This window comes from Citrobacter sp. Cb028 (assembly GCF_030336705.1).
GTDB lineage: Bacteria > Pseudomonadota > Gammaproteobacteria > Enterobacterales > Enterobacteriaceae > Citrobacter > Citrobacter braakii.
On the sequence record NZ_JAOWCZ010000036.1, the window covers coordinates 117,745 to 135,957 of the forward strand.

Here is an 18,213-nt window from a genome sequence, read left to right on the forward strand (position 1 = left end):
CGCTTAGCAGGCCGGGGCGACAAAATCTCCAGGCCGGACAAAGCGTAAGCCGCCATCCGGCATCAGTCAGATGAAACCTTAGCGTTCACTGTAAAATCAACAAAACGCGAACCTTTATAACTCAGCGTTCCCTTATCCCCGACCGTTAACGCATGGTACTGCTGGGCATCCAGACGAAACGTCTGCTCGAAGCCGCCACTTTGTGGCTTAAAACTGACTTCATAGCGCATGCTGGTCCCCGCCGGGCTCACTTCCTGCTGGCGGGATCGCCGATCGTTAAGCGGTTTTTCCCGTTTGTTACTCACCACCACCTGCTTTTGCACTAACGGCGCAGTATCATTATCGGCTTTTTCACGCCGCTGCTGAACGAAGCGAAACGACGCAGCAACAACGATTAATACAATGATAACAATGAAGAAAAGTGGTGGTTTGCTCATATTATTAACCCATCAGAAAATGCGGAAATAAGCATACATTGCCTGTTATGGTGTTGTCATCTGGCAGTGTCGACCTCTACACTGAACAGTAGAGCCGTGAGCACCCCGCTTACGAAAAAATAACGAATTCAAGGAACTAAGATGCTTTGGTCGTTTATCGCTGTCTGCCTTTCCGCATGGTTGTTCGTGGATGCTTCCTATCGTGGGCCCGCCTGGCAACGCTGGGTCTTTAAACCCCTAACCTTACTCCTGCTGGCGCTGCTGGCCTGGCAGGCGCCAATGTTTAATGCTGTCAGCTATCTGGTGCTGGCTGGCCTGCTTGCCTCGCTGCTGGGCGATGCGCTGACGCTGTTACCGCGCCAACGCCTTTTGTATGCCGTGGGGGCATTCTTCCTGTCGCATCTGCTGTATACCATTTACTTCGCCAGCCAAATGACGCTGTCGTTCTTCTGGCCTTTGCCGTTGGTGCTGGTGGTGCTGGGGGCGTTGCTGATTGCCGTGATCTGGACGCGTCTGGAAGAGCTACGCATCGCTATCTGTACCTTTATTGGTATCACGCTGATGATGGTCTGGATGGCTGGTGAGCTGTGGTTCTTCCGCCCGACCGCTCCGGCGCTGTCGGCCTTTATGGGCGCATCACTCCTGTTTATCGGCAACATTGTCTGGCTGGGTAGCCATTACCGTCGCCGCTTCCGCGCCGATAACGCAATTGCTGCCGCCTGCTACTTCGCCGGACATTTCCTGATTGTTCGTTCGTTGTATCTTTAAAACGCTTGACTCTGGAGTCGACTCCAGAGTGTATCCTCCGGTTAATATGAAATGATTATCAACCGGAGGATGCCATGTCGACACCCGATTCCAGTGGCAAAAAAGCCCCACAATTTTCTTCTTTCAAGCTAGCGCCTGCGCCACAAAAGGCTGACGACTGCTGCTGCGAAGGAAGTTGCTCCACCCCACCACCCGTATCCGGTACCGTAATGGGTACCCGCTACTCCTGGAAAGTGGCAGGCATGGACTGTGCAGCCTGCGCCCGAAAAGTGGAGAATGCGGTCCGCCAGGTCAACGGCGTCAACCAGGTCCAGGTTCTGTTCGCCACCGAAAAACTGGTAGTCGACGCGGATTCTGATATCCGCCTGCAAGTTGAAAGCGCAGTGCAAAAGGCAGGCTATACCCTGCGCGATGAGCAAGCGCCAGACGCCGCCCCCGAGTCGCGGTTTAAAGAGAACCTGCCGCTGATTTCGCTGATTATCATGATGGCGATTAGCTGGGGGCTGGAGCAGTTCAATCACCCCTTTGGCCAGATAGCATTTATCGCCACCACTCTGGTAGGTCTGTATCCCATTGCCCGTCAGGCCCTGCGTCTGATGAAAACCGGCAGCTACTTTGCCATTGAAACGTTGATGAGCGTGGCTGCCATTGGCGCACTGTTTATCGGCGCGACGGCAGAATCCGCCATGGTGCTGCTGCTGTTTTTAATTGGCGAACGCCTGGAAGGATGGGCCGCCAGCCGCGCCCGTAAAGGGGTCAGCGCACTGATGGCGCTCAAGCCGGAAACCGCCACGCGCCTGCGTAACGGCGAGCGCGAAGAGGTTGCTATCAATACTCTCCAGCCAGGCGATGTTATCGAGGTTGCCGCGGGTGGGCGTTTACCTGCCGATGGCAAGCTGGTCTCCGGATTTGCCAGCTTTGATGAAAGCGCCCTGACCGGCGAATCGATACCGGTTGAGCGCGCCACCGGCGAGAAAGTCCCGGCGGGCGCCACCAGCGTGGACCGTCTGGTAACGCTGGAAGTACTCTCCGAACCGGGTGCCAGCGCCATTGACCGTATTCTGAAATTGATTGAAGAAGCGGAAGAACGCCGCGCCCCCATTGAGCGCTTTATTGACCGTTTCAGCCGGATTTACACCCCAGCCATTATGGCGGTTGCGTTGTTGGTCACCCTTGTACCACCGCTGCTGTTTGCCGCATCCTGGCAGGAGTGGATTTATAAAGGGCTGACGCTGCTGCTGATTGGCTGTCCATGTGCGCTGGTGATTTCCACACCCGCAGCCATTACCTCTGGCCTTGCCGCCGCGGCGCGTCGTGGCGCGTTAATCAAAGGCGGGGCCGCGCTGGAGCAGTTGGGTAGGGTAACGCAGGTCGCGTTTGATAAAACCGGCACCCTGACCGTCGGTAAACCGCGCGTCACGGCGATTCACCCGGCAAGCGGTATTGGCGAGGCAGAACTGCTGGCGCTGGCGGCAGCAGTAGAGCAAGGCGCGACGCACCCGCTGGCGCAGGCGATTGTTCGGGAAGCCCAAACGCGCGAACTGACTATCCCTGTCGCAAAAGATCAGCGGGCGCTGGTTGGCTCTGGCATTGAAGCACTGGTCAACGGTGAACGCGTGCTGATTTGCGCCGCCGGTAAGCAGCCTGCCGATGCTTTTGCCGGGCAGATAAGCGAGCTGGAAAGCGCGGGTCAAACGGTGGTGCTGGTGCTGCGTAACGATGCCGTTCTCGGCGTGCTGGCTCTACAGGACACGCTGCGCGACGACGCCCGTAGCGCCATCAGCGAGCTTAATCAGATTGGCGTGAAAGGGGTGATTCTGACGGGCGATAACCCACGAGCGGCGGCAGCTATTGCCAGTGAATTGGGTCTCGAATTCAAAGCGGGTCTATTACCGGAAGATAAAGTACAGGCCGTTACCCATCTTAACCAACAGTCGCCGCTGGCGATGGTCGGCGACGGCATCAACGACGCTCCGGCAATGAAAGCAGCCACCATTGGCATTGCGATGGGAAGCGGGACCGATGTCGCCCTGGAAACCGCCGATGCCGCCCTGACCCACAACCGCCTGCGTGGTCTGGTGCAAATGATTCAGTTAGCCCGCGCCACCCACGCCAATATTCGCCAGAACATTGCGATTGCGCTAGGCCTGAAGGGGATTTTCCTCGTCACCACGCTGCTCGGGATAACCGGACTGTGGCTGGCGGTGCTGGCAGATACGGGGGCGACGGTACTGGTGACCGCTAACGCGCTGCGGTTACTACGTAAAGGATAATGCGTCTGTGCCGGACGGCAGTTGCATTAGCGCCATCCGGCTGAGATTACTGGCCTTTGCGCACCAGATAGCGGTACGGCAGAGAATCGGTCTCTTTTGCTACCAGCTCATGCTCCATAAAGGTACAGAAGCCGGGAATGTCACGGGTTGTCGCCGGATCGTCGGCGACAATCAGCAGCGTTTCACCCGCCTGCATGCCGCGCACGGTTTTACGCACCATCATTACGGGTTCCGGGCAGCGCAGCCCCTGGGCATCAAGAGTATGGTCGGGAGAGGTAAACAGATCGCTCATCGTAGTCTCGTTCATTCAAAAACGGCGTTATTTTACGCTCTGTTGTGGCGTAAGCCAATCAGGTTAACGATTGCGTGAAAAACAACCATTGCAATGTGCTCTTAAAGCAGTATCATGCGACGGTTTTTTATTGGGTTCCCTCACCCCATCCAACAAAAAGGTCACAATATGACTCCGTTTACACAATCTCAACGCGTAAAAGCGTTGTTTTGGCTATCGCTATTTCATCTGCTGGTGATCACCTCCAGCAACTATCTGGTGCAGCTACCGATCTCCATTTTTGGTTTCCATACCACATGGGGCGCTTTCAGCTTTCCGTTTATTTTCCTCGCGACCGATCTGACCGTGCGTATTTTTGGCGCACCGTTGGCACGACGTATCATCTTTGCGGTAATGATCCCCGCGCTGCTGATCTCCTATGTCGTTTCATCACTGTTCTATATGGGATCGTGGCAGGGATTCGGCGCACTGCTGCACTTTAATCTGTTTGTCGCCCGTATCGCCGCCGCCAGCTTTATGGCTTACGCGCTGGGTCAAATTCTGGATGTGCATGTCTTTAACCGCCTACGTCAGAACCGTCGCTGGTGGCTGGCGCCAACGGCTTCCACGCTGTTTGGCAACATCAGCGATACGTTAGCCTTCTTCTTTATCGCTTTCTGGCGCAGCCCAGATGCCTTTATGGCCGAGCACTGGATGGAAATCGCGCTGGTTGACTACTGCTTCAAAGTGCTGATCAGCATTATTTTCTTCCTGCCGATGTACGGCGTGCTGCTGAATATGTTACTGAAAAGGCTGGCAGATAAATCCGAAATCGCTGCATTGCAGACGAGTTAAAGGTTCATTTTCCGAGTTGTGATAAGATGGACGAATGAGCCGTTATGGCCGTTTATCGAAAGGAAGAAGTCAATGCGCAATCTGGTTAAATATGTCGGTATTGGCCTGCTGGTTATGGGGCTTGCGGCCTGTGATAATAGCGATACAAAAGCGCCAGCAGAGGGTGCTGCCGCAGAAAGTAGCGCCACCGGACAACCGGTCAGCTTGCTGGACGGTAAACTCAGTTTTTCCCTGCCAGCGGATATGACCGATCAGAGCGGCAAACTGGGCACCCAGGCGAACAATATGCACGTTTATTCTGACGCAACCGGCCAGAAAGCGGTGATTGTGATTGTTGGCGACAATACCAACGAAGACCTGGCTGTGCTGGCAAAACGCCTGGAAGATCAGCAGCGTAGCCGCGACCCGCAGTTGCAGGTCGTCACCAATAAATCTATTGAGCTGAAAGGCCACACGCTGCAGCAGTTAGACAGCATCATCTCGGCCAAAGGCCAGACCGCTTACTCTTCCGTGGTGTTGGGTAAAGTCGATAACCAACTGCTGACTCTGCAAATCACGCTGCCTGCTGACGATCAGCAAAAAGCGCAGACTACCGCAGAAAACATCATTAACACGCTGGTTATCCAGTAACGGTTAAGACGATGACTCGGCCTCCGGTGACACCACCTGAGGCCGTTTTTTTAATCGCCAGGTCAGCAATAACGCCACCGCCACCAGCCCTGCCGCCGCCAGATAGATAACCGGCACGCCCGCCCACGTCATGACCAGCCCGGCCAGCGGCCCCGTAACTCCCAGTGATAAATCCATAAACACTGTATACGTCGCCAGCGCAGCGCCCTGATTTTGCTGCGGGACGGCTTTTACCGCCACCACGCCCAGCGCCGGGAACACCAGCGAGAACCCTGCACCGGCCAGCAGGACGCCGCTTTTCGCCATCCACGGCATGGAAGCCATCCCGACCAGCAGCAGCCCAACAATCTCGACGCTAAAGCAGATCATCGCCACATTTAGTCCACCTAAACGGTTGATACCATTTGGGAATAACAGGCGGGTCCCCACAAACGTGCAGCTAAAAAGCGTCAGCGCGAAAGCGGCACCGTCCCAGCCTTTGGCATCATAAAACAGGGTAATGAAAGTGGCGATCACGCCAAATCCGGCTGAGGCCAGGGCCAGCGCCATGCCGTACAACCAGACACGCCCAAGCACCGCGCGAAACGGTAACGGTTTGCCTTTGCTGGCCTTCACCGCCGGACGAGGGAGCGCCAGCAGTATTGCCAACAGCGCCACGCCCATCACGGTTAGCGCCAGTCCCTGTAAGCCACCCCAGGCATAAAACAGAACGCCCAGCGGAGCGCCTATCGCCATCGCGCCATAGGTCACGATGCCGTTCCACGAAATCACCCGTCCGATATGCATTGAACCAACGACCCCAACCCCCCACAGCGTAGAGCCAGTCCCGGCAAAGCTTTGCCCGATCCCTAGAATCACGCGCCCCAGGCATAACAGCAGCAGGCTGGCCAGCGGCCAGCCATTCGTGAAGCCCGCCAGGAAGTAGCCCAGACCACTTAAAAAACAGCCACACAGTCCGAATACCACAATCTTCTTTGGCCCCAGCAGGTCGGCATAGCGACCGGCATGTGGACGGCTCAGCAGCGTAGCGAAATATTGCAGGCTGATGACCAGCCCTGCCCAAAAAGCGCTAAATCCCATCACATCATGGACATAGCCTGGCAATACAGCGAGCGGCAGACCAATGGTCAGGTAGCTGGCGAAGTTAAACATCACCACAGAGACAATACGCAGATTAAGGCGTAAACCGCTAAGCGTCGGTTCAGCGACGGGTTCGGGCATGGAGGATCACCACGTTTTCACAACAGTGTTTCATTTCTACCATGTTGCCGGGCAGAAATCAGTAGTCAGTTTAGGAATATCAGTCGCAAGCCAGCCGCTACACTTAATGCAAAAACGCAAACAGGAAGACGACATGACAACCGCCCAGCCCGATAAAACGGGTTTGCACATTCTGCTCAAACTGGCCGCTCTGGTGGTGATCCTCGCGGGTATTCATGCCGCGGCGGATATCATCGTACAGCTTCTGCTGGCCCTTTTTTTTGCCATTGTATTGAATCCGCTGGTCACCTGGTTTATTCGCCGGGGTGTACGTCGGCCGGTCGCGATAACGTTAGTCGTGGTGGTGATGCTGATCGTTCTTACGGCGTTAATCGGTGTTCTGGCGTCATCCATTACTGAATTCATGGCCATGCTGCCAAAATACAACAAGGAGCTGACGCGCAAGGTTCTGTATCTGCAAGAGATGGTGCCTTTTCTGAATCTGCATATGTCCCCGGAGCGCATGCTGCAACGTATGGACTCCGACAAGCTGATGACCTTCACAACCACGCTGATGACAAGTCTTTCCGGTGCCATGGCCAGCGTCGTTCTGCTGGTGATGACGGTGGTCTTTATGTTGTTTGAGGTGCGTCATGTCCCCTATAAGCTGCGCTTTGCGCTGAACAACCCCCAAATCCATATTGCGGGGCTCCATCGGGCGCTGAAAGGTGTTTCTCACTATCTGGCGCTGAAAACGTTGCTCAGCTTATGGACCGGTGTCATCGTCTGGCTGGGACTGGCGCTAATGGGGATTCAGTTTGCTCTGATGTGGGGTGTGCTGGCATTCCTGCTAAACTACGTGCCCAACATTGGCTCGGTCATTTCCGCCGTTCCACCCATGATCCAGGCGCTGCTGTTCAACGGCGTTTACGAATGTGTGCTGGTTGGGGCGCTGTTTCTGGTGGTGCATATGGTAATTGGCAACATCCTCGAGCCCCGCATGATGGGGCACCGGCTGGGATTATCGACGCTAATCGTGTTTCTCTCTCTGTTGGTGTGGGGATGGCTGCTTGGTCCGGTAGGTATGCTGCTCTCCGTGCCGTTAACCAGCGTGTGTAAAATCTGGATGGAAACCACCACAGGCGGTAGCAAACTGGCAATTTTGCTGGGACCCGGCAGACCCAAAACCCGATTACCTGGATAAACTTGCAAACAGCATGTATAGAATGGTAAACAACCCCATTATTACTAAAGGTTAGCCCTGATATGTACCGGATCGTTCTTGGGAAAGTTTCTGTTTTAAGCGCTGGCGCACTGCCTGCCGCACTGCGTGAGCAGGCCCCGCAAGGCGCTCGTCGTGCGCGCTGGCTGGCAGGTCGCGTGCTGCTTTCCCATACTCTTTCGCCATTACCGGACATCGTCTACAGCGAGCAAGGAAAACCGGCTTTTTCCGCCGACACACCGCTGTGGTTCAATCTCAGCCACAGCGGTGATGATATTGCCCTGCTGCTCAGCGACGAAGGGGAAGTCGGCTGTGATATTGAGGTCGTTCGCCCGCGCGATAACTGGCAGACGCTGGCAAATACGGTGTTCAGTCTCAGGGAACATGCCGAAATTGAGGCCGAACACCCGGAGCAACAGCTGGCGGCGTTCTGGCGCATCTGGACGCGTAAAGAAGCTATCGTGAAACAGCGTGGCGGCAGCGCCTGGCAAATTGTCAGCGTCGACAGCACCGCGCTAACCTCCTCACTCTCGGTCAGCCAGTGCCAGCTCGATACCCTGAGCCTGGCGGTGTGTACCCCCACGCCGTTTACTCTGACCGCCGACGCCGTGCAGCGTCTGGAAGCCTTAGCGTAAATTTTCCGGGAAGTTTTCCGGCAATTCATTGGCCGCACAGGCAATAACGCTGTCATTGTTCGCCCCACAGTCACGCACGAAGGTGATGGTCGCAAACTCGTCAATCACCTCAGTTGGATATGCCGGACCCGCATCGCGATATGACATCATCAGCGGAATATGGTCATTCTGGAAACAGACCGTTTTTTGCGGATTGTTAATCACCCAGCGTGGGAAAAAGATGGTGCCGTGAAAGAGTTTGTCGCCCAGATTTACGATCAGGCTGACGTCGGTCCCGGTCGGTTCGGTCCATGAAATTTTATAAACACTCTCGCCAACCCGCACAATGTACGCCCGCTGATCCTTCACCCAACGATTCCCCACAATGCCGCTGTGAATACGGTAATCCAGAGTGGTGTCGTTTTTCACGTAGATCTCGTAATTCCAGCCATTATCGTAGGTATAGACCAGATGCTTGCCGACAAAGCCGCTCAAATCATGTTTATCAAAAGTGCTCATATTCGTTCTCCTCTTACTTGATGCGAGGATCTTACCGCTTCAAAAATTGGATGAATAACGCTATGTTTACATCATATTCATTCAATTTTTAGATGAGTTATGCACAAGACAACGCTGGAGCAATGGGCCTTACTGGAGAAAGTCGTGGAGCTGGGCAGCTTTGCTAAAGCTGCGGAAGAGACCAACCGTAGCCAGTCTTCGGTGAGCTACAATCTGGCGCTACTGCAGGAGCGGCTTGGCGTGACGCTGCTGACGCCGGAAGGTCGCAGGGCGGTATTAACCCCTGCGGGAGAGCTACTGTTGGGACAGGTCAAACCGTTACTGAAGGCCTTTTTATGGGTGGAAACCCGGGCAGCAACGTTGCAAAACGGTACGCGAACGCGGCTGGATTTCATGGTAGATAGCATCTTCCCACGCAAACGCCTGTTCGCGATCCTCAAGCAGTTTCAGCTGGCGTGGCCGCAGACGCAGGTACGTTTGACCGAAGTGCTGGAGAATGCTGACGATCGACTGGCGGCGCATGCCGATGCGGACGTGATGGTCCTGACCCGACGCCAGGATATCACCGGCCGCGGCGAATGGCTGATGAATATTGACTTCGTGGCCGTTGCCCACCGCGATCACCCGCTCTGCATGCTGGATGCGCCGCTGGATGAAGACGCGTTACGCGCGTGGCCGCTGATTCGCATTGCCGATCGCGACAACCCGCAGCAAGCGGTGCGCGATGCCTGGACCTTCTCGACCATTGATGCCGCGATTGAGGCGGTGATGTATCAGGTCGGTTACGGCTGGTTGCCTGAGGAGCGAATTCAGCAGCAGCTTGAGCAGGGGCTATTACGACCGCTGCCGTTAAGCCATGGCGCTCGCCGTGCCACCCCGCTGCATCTGATCGTCAAAGACACGCTCGCGCCGCTGGATGAACAGGTAACAACCCTGCTGCGTTTATTGCGAGAGCATTAACCTTTTCCCCGGATGCCGGACGTGTGTTACAAAATACGCTATTCCCCTTACTCCCTGTGCGCCCACGCGCCACATGAAAGGTTAATTGCAGATGCAACGAGTCACCATTACCCTCGATGACGATTTACTGGAAACGCTCGACAGCCTGAGCCAGCGCCGTGGCTATAACAACCGTTCCGAAGCGATCCGCGATATTCTGCGCGGCGCACTGGCGCAGGAAACCACCCAGGAGCACGGCACTCAGGGATTCGCAGTGCTCTCGTATGTTTATGAGCATGAGAAGCGTGACCTGGCGAGCCGTATTGTTTCCACCCAACATCACCACCACGATTTATCAGTCGCCACGCTGCACGTGCACATCAACCATGACGACTGTCTGGAAATCGCTGTGCTAAAAGGTGACATGGGCGATGTGCAGCATTTTGCCGATGACGTGATTTCCCAGCGCGGCGTGCGCCACGGTCATCTGCAGTGCCTGCCGAAAGAAGAGTAATTGCTTGTTTTGTTGCCCGGCCTACATTCATTCCCGTTTGTAGGCCGGGTAAGGCGCAGCCGCCTTCCGGCAATAATATTTACGCCATCGTGCCAATCGTCTTTCTGAAACGCAGCAGCGCTATCACGAAGAACGTACTGCCAATCGCCAGCAGCGTCAGGAACTGCGGCCAGACAATGTTAAACCCTGCGCCGCGGTAAAGTATCGCCTGCGCAAGGCTAACAAAATGGGTAGTCGGCATCGTCAGCATAATGTCCTGCACCGCCTGCGGCATGCTTTCACGCGGTGTAGAGCCGCCGGAGAGCATCTGTAACGGCAGCAGTACCAGAATCATCAGCAGCCCCAGTTGTGGCATGGAGCGCGCCAGCGTGCCCATAAAAATGCCGATTGATGTGGTGGCGAACAGGCTCAGCGCCACTCCCAGCATAAACAGCGGTATCGAGCCTTCAATCGGTACGCCAAGCACACCTTTTACCATCAGCATCAGCGACAGACCGGAAACCACCAGCACCACCAGCCCCATCGACCAGATTTTTGCCATCATGATTTCAAACGGCGTCACCGGCATCACCAGCAGGTGCTCAATGGTCCCGTGCTCACGCTCGCGAATCAGCGCCGACCCGGTAAGCACAATCGCCAGCATGGTGATGTTGTTGATAATCGCCATCACCGCGCCAAAGCGGGCGGGTTCCAGATTGGGGTTAAAGCGCATACGCATTTCCAGCGCCACTGGCAGCTCGCTGTTATCGCGGTAACGCGACACAAAGCTGTTCACCTCGCCACTGATGATATTCTGGATATAGCTGTTGCCGGTAAAGGCCTGGCTCATCCGCGTGGCATCGACGTTAACTTGGATATCCGGCTGCCGTCCGGCCAGTACATCGCGCTGAAAATCAGGCGGAATGTTCACGGCGAAGGTATAGCGCCCGGCATCCAGCCCGGCATCCATCTCATCGGCGGTAATCATCTCCGGCGGTAAAAACCACGGACGATAAAAACTGTTCACAATGCGATTCGACAACTGCGACTGGTCCATATCGGCAATGGCAATCGGCGCCAGGTGCAGCGACCCAGGCAGAACGGTCGCAGAAGAGTAAACCGAGACCGTGAAGGCGAAGACGATCAGCGTCAGCATCGCTTTGTCACCCAGCAGGCTGCGTAACTCTTTGATGCCGAGGTTATAAATATTCCGTAATCGGCGCATCACCCCTCCTGTTTTTTCAGCAGTAATACGCTCAGACCAATGACCACTGGAATGGCTACCGCCAGCGGAATAAACAGCGGCCAGAGATCGGTCAGATCCAGCGCTTTAGAGAACGTCCCGCGCGCGATGGTCAGAAAATGGCTGGTCGGGTAAATTTCGCCAATCCACCGTCCCGGCCCTTCCAGCGAGGCGACCGGGTCGATCATCCCGGAAAACTGCGTCGCCGGGATCAGCGTAATAATCGCCGTACCAAAAATGGCGGCGATCTGACTTTTCATAAACGTGGAAATTAACAATCCCAGCCCGGTGGCAATGGTGACGTACAGCAGCGCGGCCAGCGTCAGGGTCACAAAACTCCCCTTATGCGGGACGCCGAATACAAACACCGACAGCGCGCACAGCAGCAGGAAGTTCAGCATGCCCAGCACGATGTAAGGCAACTGTTTGCCGAGTAAAAACTCGCTGCGGGTAGTGGGCGTCACGTACAGGTTGATAATCGACCCCAGCTCTTTCTCACGCACCACGCTCAGAGCGCTGAGCATGGAGGGGATCATCATCAACAGCAGCGGGATCACCGCCGGAACAATCGCTGGCAGGCTTTTCACATCCGGGTTGTAACGATAGCGAGTTTCAATGGTCATCAGTCCGTTTTGCCCGCTGGTATTTGGCTGACGCGCCATCACATCCTGCAGCCAGGTCTGGTGCATCGCCTGCACGTAACCTCTGACCGTTTCCGCACGGCTCGGCATTGCGCCATCGACCCAGACGCCAATCTTCACCGGCGTTCCACGCGCGATATCGCGGCCAAAATTTGGCGGGATCTCTATGGCTACCGCGACTTCGCCCGAGCGCATCCGTTTGTCCAGCTCGTCATAACTGGTGAGCGGCGGCTGCTCGATAAAATAGCGCGATCCCGCCAGATTCAGCGTCCACGCCTGGCTGCTGACTGTCTGGTCACGATCGAGCACCGAAAAACGCAGGTTTTCCACATCCATGCTGATGCCGTAGCCCATGATCAGCATCAGGATCACCGTGCCCATCAGCGCCAGCGTTGAACGTACCGGGTCACGTCGCAGCTCCAGCGCTTCGCGGCGGCTGTAGCTGAACAAGCGCCGCAGGCTAAATCCCTGGTGCGGCGGCTGACTGTTTTCATGCACTGCCGGGACATTGGCTGGCGGTAACTGAGCCTCCGGCGCCGGACCTGCCGCTTCCTGTAACCAGGAGATAAACGCTTCTTCCAGACTGGCGGCACCACGCTGTTTCACCAGCTCCTGCGGCGTACCGCTGGCCAGGACTTTTCCGGCATGCATCAGCGACATGCGGTCGCAGCGCTCCGCTTCGTTCATAAAATGGGTGGAGATAAAAATGGTCACTTTATCCTGACGCGACAGATCGACCATCAGTTGCCAGAACATGTCTCTCGCCACCGGATCGACCCCGGAGGTTGGTTCATCGAGAATGAGCATCTCCGGGCGATGGATCACCGCCACCGCCAGCGACAGGCGTTGACGGATCCCCAACGGCAGCGCGCCGGGCAACGCGTCTTCGACATCGGTCAGCGAAAAGCGCTCACTCATCTCTTGTACCCGCCCCGGGATTTCTGCTTCGGGGATATGGAACAACCGTGCGTGTAGCTCGAGGTTTTGCCGTACGGTCAGCTCGCTGTAGAGCGAAAACGCCTGCGACATATAGCCTACCCGGCGGCGGGTATCGATATTCTTCGGGTCAACCGCTTGCCCAAACAACCACGCCTCACCTTCACTTGCGGGTAGCAGCCCGGTGAGCATTTTCATGGTAGTGGATTTACCGCAGCCGTTGGAGCCGAGAAAACCGAAGATTTCCCCGCGCGGAATACGAAAGTTAACGTGGTCAACGGCCACGAACTTGCCGAAGCGCATGGTCAGATCTTTCGCCTCGATGGCAATCTCTTCCTGCTCAGCGTGATACGGCGGGATCACCACTGGCTTATGCGCCTGACGCTGGGCTTCGGGTAACAGCGCGATAAACGCCTGCTCCAGCGTGTCGGAGTTGGTTTTTTCGCGTAGCTGCTGCGCGCTCCCGGTGGCCAGCACCTCCCCGGCGTTCATCGCCACCAGCCAGTCAAAGCGCTCGGCTTCTTCCATGTAGGCGGTCGCAACCAGCACGCTCATGTTGGTCTGCCGCTGGCGAATGCTGTTAATCAGATCCCAGAACTGGGCGCGGGACAGCGGGTCGACCCCGGTGGTAGGTTCATCGAGAATTAACAGTTCCGGGTCATGGATCAACGCGCAGCACAGCCCCAGCTTTTGCTTCATCCCACCCGAGAGTTTCCCGGCCGGACGATCGCGAAACGGCGCCAGTCCGGTGCTGTTCAGCAGCTCGGTAATCCGCGCTTCGCGCTCCGCTTTGTCATGGCCAAACAGCCGGGCAAAGAAATCGACGTTCTCATACACCGACAGCGTGTGGTACAGGTTTTTCCCCAGCCCCTGCGGCATCCAGGCAATGCGCGGGCAGACATCCCGGCGATGTTTCGGGTCGCGCATATCGCCGCCCAGCACCATCACGTTACCGTGTTCAATGACTCGCGCGCCGGAGATGAGCGACAGCAGGCTTGATTTTCCGACGCCATCCGGGCCAATCAGCCCCACCATACAGCGGGCGGGGATATCCAGCGTGATATTGTTCAGCGCTACCGTTTTCCCGTAATGCTGACTCACGCCGTCAAGGTGCGCCACGGGAGGAACGGGAACCAGCGCCAGATGCGTCATTGCGGCAACCTCACCATCAGGTCGTCAGGCCAGGCTCGATTTTCATCGATACGCACCCACGCCATGCCCGGAAGACCGGTTTTCACGTACTCGAGATGCTGCTGCAACAGCTCTGGCGGGATACGCGCTTTAACGCGGAACATCAGCTTCAGCCGCTCATCGCTGGTTTCAACCGTTTTCGGTGTGAACTGCGCGACGCTTGCCACAAAGCTGATGGTCGCCGGAACACGCAGATCCGGTGCGGCATCCAGCACCAGGCGCGCTTCGCCGCCAATCTTCAGTAAGCCAGCCTGTTCGGTAGGCAAGAAGAACGTCATGTAGACATCGCTGAGATCGACCATATTCAGGACGCGCCCACCCGCAGAAAGCACCTCACCCGGTTCAGCAACGCGGTACTGCACGCGACCATCGCGCGGGGCTTTCAGCTCACTGTCATCAATATCAGCCGCAATACGACGTTCGGTGGCCTGCGCGGCTTCTACGCGGGTTTGCGCCTGAATGATGCTGGTGCGAGCGGCTTCAATTGCGGCTTTTGCCGCTGAGACCTGCGCCTTTGCGGATTCCAGCGCCGCACGTGCGCTTTCTGCCGCGGCCCGATCGTCATCCAGTTGTTGCTCAGACACGGCCCCACGCTGGGATAGCGAACGGGAACGCACGTGGCGTTTAGAAACCGACTGCAGCTCCGCCTCGCGCTGTTTTACTACCGACTGCGCGGCGCGCATTTCACTTTGCCGCTGTTCCAGCAGCGCTCGCGCCGCCGCCACCGCGCTTTCGGCCTCTTTGATTTGCGCGATCGCTTCCAGCCGCTGCTCCTGCAGCACGCGAGTATCCATTTTCGCCAACACCTCGCCCTGACGAACGAACTGCCCTTCCGACACAAGGATCGTGTCAATTCGCCCGGCAATCTTGGTAGCAATATCCACTTCGGTGGCTTCAATTCTGCCGTTGCTGGCTGCGAACCCCTCCGGTATTCCGGCAGGACGGAGCATCCACCATGCTATCGCAACCACCACGACCAGGGTGCCCGCCCCCCACCACATCACATGACGCTTAAACTTATCCATATTCGACCCGCCGTAATCCCTGTTATCAAACGATGCGTGTCACAAAGCCCGCTGAATAGCTATTCAGCGGGAGATTCCATCCGGGATGAGAAGGAATAAGAAACTATGGCCAGAGAGCGGACAGGCGTTAAGGCAACCTGCGCCGCGCAGGAAGTGAATGACGAAAATGCTGTGAAATCGGGTAGTAATGTTGTCATCATCAGCGTTCCTGGCCGGAAATGAAACACGCATACTCATAACTGCTATCTATTGAATACTAACACCTGGATTCAATATGTCTATTCGGTTGTAGTTTCCACTTCAGCCCTATCGCGCTCTGGCACAGGGAATATTTCGTATATCAACGATTGATAAACATTCACAACTATAAACATAATCAATAATTAGACATCGCTATAATAGTGGCTCATTTACCGATCTCGTTATGGCGAGGCTCCTGTACAAATACAAGTTACCGCCCTGCTGGTATCGAGAGAGGCCACTCAGGGAAATACAGGCATCCATCGAATCAAGGTGTTGCCAAGGTAACTTCTGACGATTTCACCATCGGGCAGATACGTTGTTCAGTGCTAAAACCAGGACGTAGGGATCCGCCTGCGCTAACCCTGTCTTGTTCGCCCCTATGAGAGATTTTTATAGGGAATTACACCATGTCATCTATGCCACTCTGCGCCGCCCATCATCCTATGCCGGATTTCAATGGCGATGCTATCGCGCAATATATGCGCACCGATTTTATTACCCTGCCGGATCATCTCAGCGTGAACGGCGCTCGTGAATACTTTGTCTCCCAGCTCACAACGGATGATATTCCAGGCCAGGTCTTTGTTGTGGCTGGAAAAGCGCTGCGCGGGGTGTTATCCATCAAGCGCTTATTGCAGGAAAAAGATACATCGCTGAGCATCAACCATCTTACGGACAGTTGTTTGTTTCATGTAAAGCCTGATGATGAACGGGCACAGGTCGTTGCCGAGTTAGCCGAACGCGAACTCGATCTGGTGGCTGTCGTTGAGAAAGGTGAGCTGGTCGGTTGTCTGATGGAAAAAGAGATCGCTCATCTACAGGAAGATGATGTTACCGAAGATGTTCAGCTTCAGGGGGCAACGTTGCCGCTGGAAAAACCCTACCTGGAGATTAGCCCGTGGACATTGTGGAAAAAACGTTCTGTCTGGCTACTGCTACTTTTTGTCGCAGAAGCCTATACCAGCAGCGTTCTTCAACATTTTGAAGAGGCGCTGGAATCTGCTATTGCACTGGCCTTTTTTATTCCACTATTAATTGGTACTGGCGGCAACAGCGGTACGCAGATCACCTCAACGCTGGTACGTTCAATGGCGCTGGGAGAAGTGCGGCTGCGCGATATGGGTCGGGTGATCCGCAAAGAAGTTTCAACTTCGCTGCTGATCGCCCTGACGCTGGGTCTGGCAGGCTGCTTGCGCGCGTGGATGATGGGTATCGGAGTGGAAATCACGCTAATCGTCAGCCTGACTCTGGTTTGCATTACGTTGTGGAGCGCCGTGGTGTCATCAGTGATCCCCATGGTGCTCAAGCGTATCGGCATTGATCCCGCCGTGGTTTCCGCCCCGTTTATCGCCACGCTTATCGACGGTACCGGGTTGATTATCTACTTTAAAATCGCCCAGTATTTTCTTGGTCTGAACTAATGATAACGCCCGGCAGCCCAGGTTGTCGGGCACCACGGTCAGGCAGGAGCCAAATCCTGCGCGCATGCCCAGGCGCTCGACCACGCCCACTGGAAGTTATAGCCGCCCAGCCAGCCGGTGACGTCCATGACTTCGCCGATAAAGTAGAGTCCCGGTACTTTGCGCGCTTCCATCGTGCGCGATGACAGCTCGTTGGTATCGACGCCGCCCAACGTGACTTCAGCGGTACGATACCCTTCCGTACCGTTCGGCTGCACCCGCCACTCGGTCAGCGTCTCAACCAGCGTTTGCTGATCGCGCACATTAAGCTGCTTCAGCGAGACATCCGGGATTTGCCCTAACTGCTGTAAGCATTCCACCAGACGCTTTGGCAACTGCATTGCCAGGGTGTTCTTTAAGCTTTGATTAGGGTGTGCGCTACGTTGGTCATCGAGGAAGCTCGCGAGGTCAACATCCGGCAACAAATTAATGCTGACAAATTCACCTGGCTGCCAAAAACTGGAAATTTGCAGCACGGCCGGGCCAGAAAGCCCGCGGTGCGTAAAGAGCAGATTTTCACGAAATACGGTGCCGTCCTCGGCGGTGATAACGGAAGAAACGGATACGCCAGAGAGCACCTGAAGCTGCTCCAGTAGCGGCTTATGTAAGGTGAAAGGCACCAGCCCTGCGCGCGTAGGCAAAACGTTCAGGCCGAACTGTTCCGCAATTTTATAACCAAACGGCGTCGCGCCCAGACCCGGCATAGAGAGACCACCGGAGGCGATAACCAGCTTTTTCGTGCCGACACTCATCCCATTCAATTCCAGGATAAAATCGTCACCATCTCGCTCAACGCTCAGGATTTCGCTACGTAACCGCATAGTTACGTTACCTTTTTCACACTCATCCACCAGCATATCGACAATTTGCTGGGCGGAATCATCGCAGAAAAGCTGGCCTAGCGTTTTTTCATGCCAGGCAATACCGTGCTTACCCACCAGATCGATAAAATCCCACTGTGTATAACGCGCCAGCGCCGATTTGCAAAAATGCGGGTTTTGGCTCAAATACGCAGCCGGCTCGACATAAAGGTTGGTAAAGTTGCAGCGACCCCCGCCAGACATGAGAATCTTGCGCCCGGGCTTTTTACCATTATCAATCAGCAGTACGCGACTACCTGCTTGTCCTGCCTGCGCGGCACAAAACATACCCGCTGCGCCAGCGCCTATAATAACGGTATCAAACCTTTCCACGTTGCGATCCTCTCTAAAAAGCGGGAGTGAATTGTAAAGATTCCTCAGTGGTCGCACCAG

Annotated in this window: 17 protein-coding genes and 1 riboswitch; of the genes, 9 read left to right on the plus strand and 8 right to left on the minus strand. The window is 55.7% G+C overall.

Going from position 1 to position 18,213, the window contains the following annotated elements:
- Positions 1 to 62 precede the first annotated feature (62 nt).
- Complete coding sequence (locus tag OGV75_RS22635) at positions 63 to 437, minus strand: DUF2500 domain-containing protein (protein ID WP_016154843.1); 375 nt, start codon at positions 435 to 437, stop codon at positions 63 to 65.
- Positions 438 to 578: 141 nt separating this feature from the next.
- Between OGV75_RS22635 and OGV75_RS22640 the strand changes: the two genes are divergently transcribed.
- Together OGV75_RS22640 and zntA are read left to right on the plus strand one after the other, a co-directional pair.
- The gene (locus OGV75_RS22640; protein WP_016154844.1) at positions 579 to 1,205 is read left to right on the plus strand and encodes a lysoplasmalogenase; all 627 of its coding nucleotides are present in this window, start codon (positions 579 to 581) and stop codon (positions 1,203 to 1,205) included.
- Between the two features lie 74 nt (positions 1,206 to 1,279).
- Positions 1,280 to 3,478: a Zn(II)/Cd(II)/Pb(II) translocating P-type ATPase ZntA gene (gene zntA, locus OGV75_RS22645; RefSeq protein WP_286481284.1), complete on the plus strand. Its 2,199-nt coding sequence runs from the start codon at positions 1,280 to 1,282 to the stop codon at positions 3,476 to 3,478.
- A gap of 46 nt (positions 3,479 to 3,524) precedes the next feature.
- On the opposite strand, the gene tusA is transcribed toward zntA, so the two are convergent.
- Positions 3,525 to 3,770 carry a sulfurtransferase TusA gene (gene tusA, locus OGV75_RS22650; protein ID WP_003827551.1) on the minus strand — a complete coding sequence of 82 codons (246 nt, stop codon included), beginning with the start codon at positions 3,768 to 3,770 and terminating at the stop codon, positions 3,525 to 3,527.
- Between the two features lie 168 nt (positions 3,771 to 3,938).
- Between tusA and OGV75_RS22655 the strand changes: the two genes are divergently transcribed.
- Positions 3,939 to 4,604, plus strand: a complete 666-nt coding sequence (locus OGV75_RS22655; protein WP_016154846.1) for a 7-cyano-7-deazaguanine/7-aminomethyl-7-deazaguanine transporter — start codon at positions 3,939 to 3,941, stop codon at positions 4,602 to 4,604.
- Positions 4,605 to 4,676: 72 nt separating this feature from the next.
- Entirely contained in the window at positions 4,677 to 5,234 is a 558-nt protein-coding gene (locus OGV75_RS22660; protein ID WP_016154847.1) for a DcrB family lipoprotein, read from the plus strand.
- Between the two features lie 3 nt (positions 5,235 to 5,237).
- Here OGV75_RS22660 and OGV75_RS22665 read toward each other — a convergent pair whose 3' ends face one another.
- Positions 5,238 to 6,455 (minus strand): MFS transporter, encoded by a 1,218-nt coding sequence (locus tag OGV75_RS22665; protein ID WP_047358184.1) that lies wholly within the window; start codon positions 6,453 to 6,455, stop codon positions 5,238 to 5,240.
- A gap of 133 nt (positions 6,456 to 6,588) precedes the next feature.
- On the opposite strand from OGV75_RS22665, the gene OGV75_RS22670 reads away from it, so the two are divergent.
- Both OGV75_RS22670 and acpT read left to right on the plus strand, forming a co-directional pair.
- Positions 6,589 to 7,638, plus strand: coding sequence for an AI-2E family transporter (locus OGV75_RS22670; RefSeq protein ID WP_286481286.1), 1,050 nt, complete (start codon positions 6,589 to 6,591; stop codon positions 7,636 to 7,638).
- A 62-nt stretch (positions 7,639 to 7,700) separates the two neighbouring features.
- Entirely contained in the window at positions 7,701 to 8,291 is a 591-nt protein-coding gene (gene acpT, locus OGV75_RS22675; protein WP_115190084.1) for a 4'-phosphopantetheinyl transferase AcpT, read from the plus strand.
- On the opposite strand, the gene OGV75_RS22680 is transcribed toward acpT, so the two are convergent.
- Positions 8,283 to 8,789, minus strand: a complete 507-nt coding sequence (locus tag OGV75_RS22680; RefSeq protein WP_019078109.1) for a phenolic acid decarboxylase — start codon at positions 8,787 to 8,789, stop codon at positions 8,283 to 8,285. The two genes, acpT and OGV75_RS22680, sit on opposite strands and share 9 nt — an antisense overlap.
- Before the next feature lie 99 nt (positions 8,790 to 8,888).
- Here OGV75_RS22680 and OGV75_RS22685 point away from each other — a divergent pair, with 99 nt between their 5' ends.
- Together OGV75_RS22685 and nikR are read left to right on the plus strand one after the other, a co-directional pair.
- The gene (locus OGV75_RS22685; protein WP_103928725.1) at positions 8,889 to 9,749 is read left to right on the plus strand and encodes a LysR family transcriptional regulator; all 861 of its coding nucleotides are present in this window, start codon (positions 8,889 to 8,891) and stop codon (positions 9,747 to 9,749) included.
- Between the two features lie 91 nt (positions 9,750 to 9,840).
- A complete protein-coding gene (nikR, locus tag OGV75_RS22695; protein WP_005121550.1) occupies positions 9,841 to 10,242 on the plus strand; it encodes a nickel-responsive transcriptional regulator NikR in 402 nt (133 codons plus the stop codon).
- A gap of 79 nt (positions 10,243 to 10,321) precedes the next feature.
- Here nikR and OGV75_RS22700 read toward each other — a convergent pair whose 3' ends face one another.
- Genes OGV75_RS22700 through OGV75_RS22710 form a run of 3 tightly spaced genes read right to left on the minus strand, consistent with a single transcriptional unit; the run spans position 10,322 to position 15,257 of the window.
- On the minus strand, positions 10,322 to 11,446 hold the full coding sequence (locus OGV75_RS22700; RefSeq protein ID WP_016157684.1) for an ABC transporter permease: 1,125 nt from the start codon (positions 11,444 to 11,446) through the stop codon (positions 10,322 to 10,324).
- A complete protein-coding gene (rbbA, locus tag OGV75_RS22705) occupies positions 11,446 to 14,193 on the minus strand; it encodes a ribosome-associated ATPase/putative transporter RbbA (RefSeq protein WP_103283352.1) in 2,748 nt (915 codons plus the stop codon). The genes OGV75_RS22700 and rbbA overlap by 1 nt, the downstream gene beginning before the upstream one ends.
- Positions 14,190 to 15,257, minus strand: coding sequence for an HlyD family secretion protein (locus OGV75_RS22710; protein WP_286481289.1), 1,068 nt, complete (start codon positions 15,255 to 15,257; stop codon positions 14,190 to 14,192). The genes rbbA and OGV75_RS22710 overlap by 4 nt, the downstream gene beginning before the upstream one ends.
- Positions 15,258 to 15,668: 411 nt before the next feature.
- Positions 15,669 to 15,852, plus strand: a riboswitch (M-box (ykoK) riboswitch).
- Positions 15,853 to 15,907: 55 nt separating this feature from the next.
- Here OGV75_RS22710 and OGV75_RS22715 point away from each other — a divergent pair.
- Complete coding sequence (locus OGV75_RS22715) at positions 15,908 to 16,921, plus strand: magnesium transporter (protein WP_046274494.1); 1,014 nt, start codon at positions 15,908 to 15,910, stop codon at positions 16,919 to 16,921.
- A 38-nt stretch (positions 16,922 to 16,959) separates the two neighbouring features.
- Here the strand turns inward: OGV75_RS22715 and OGV75_RS22720 are convergent, their stop codons facing one another.
- On the minus strand, positions 16,960 to 18,153 hold the full coding sequence (locus OGV75_RS22720) for a BaiN/RdsA family NAD(P)/FAD-dependent oxidoreductase (RefSeq protein WP_047415901.1): 1,194 nt from the start codon (positions 18,151 to 18,153) through the stop codon (positions 16,960 to 16,962).
- Positions 18,154 to 18,213: the final 60 nt, after the last annotated feature.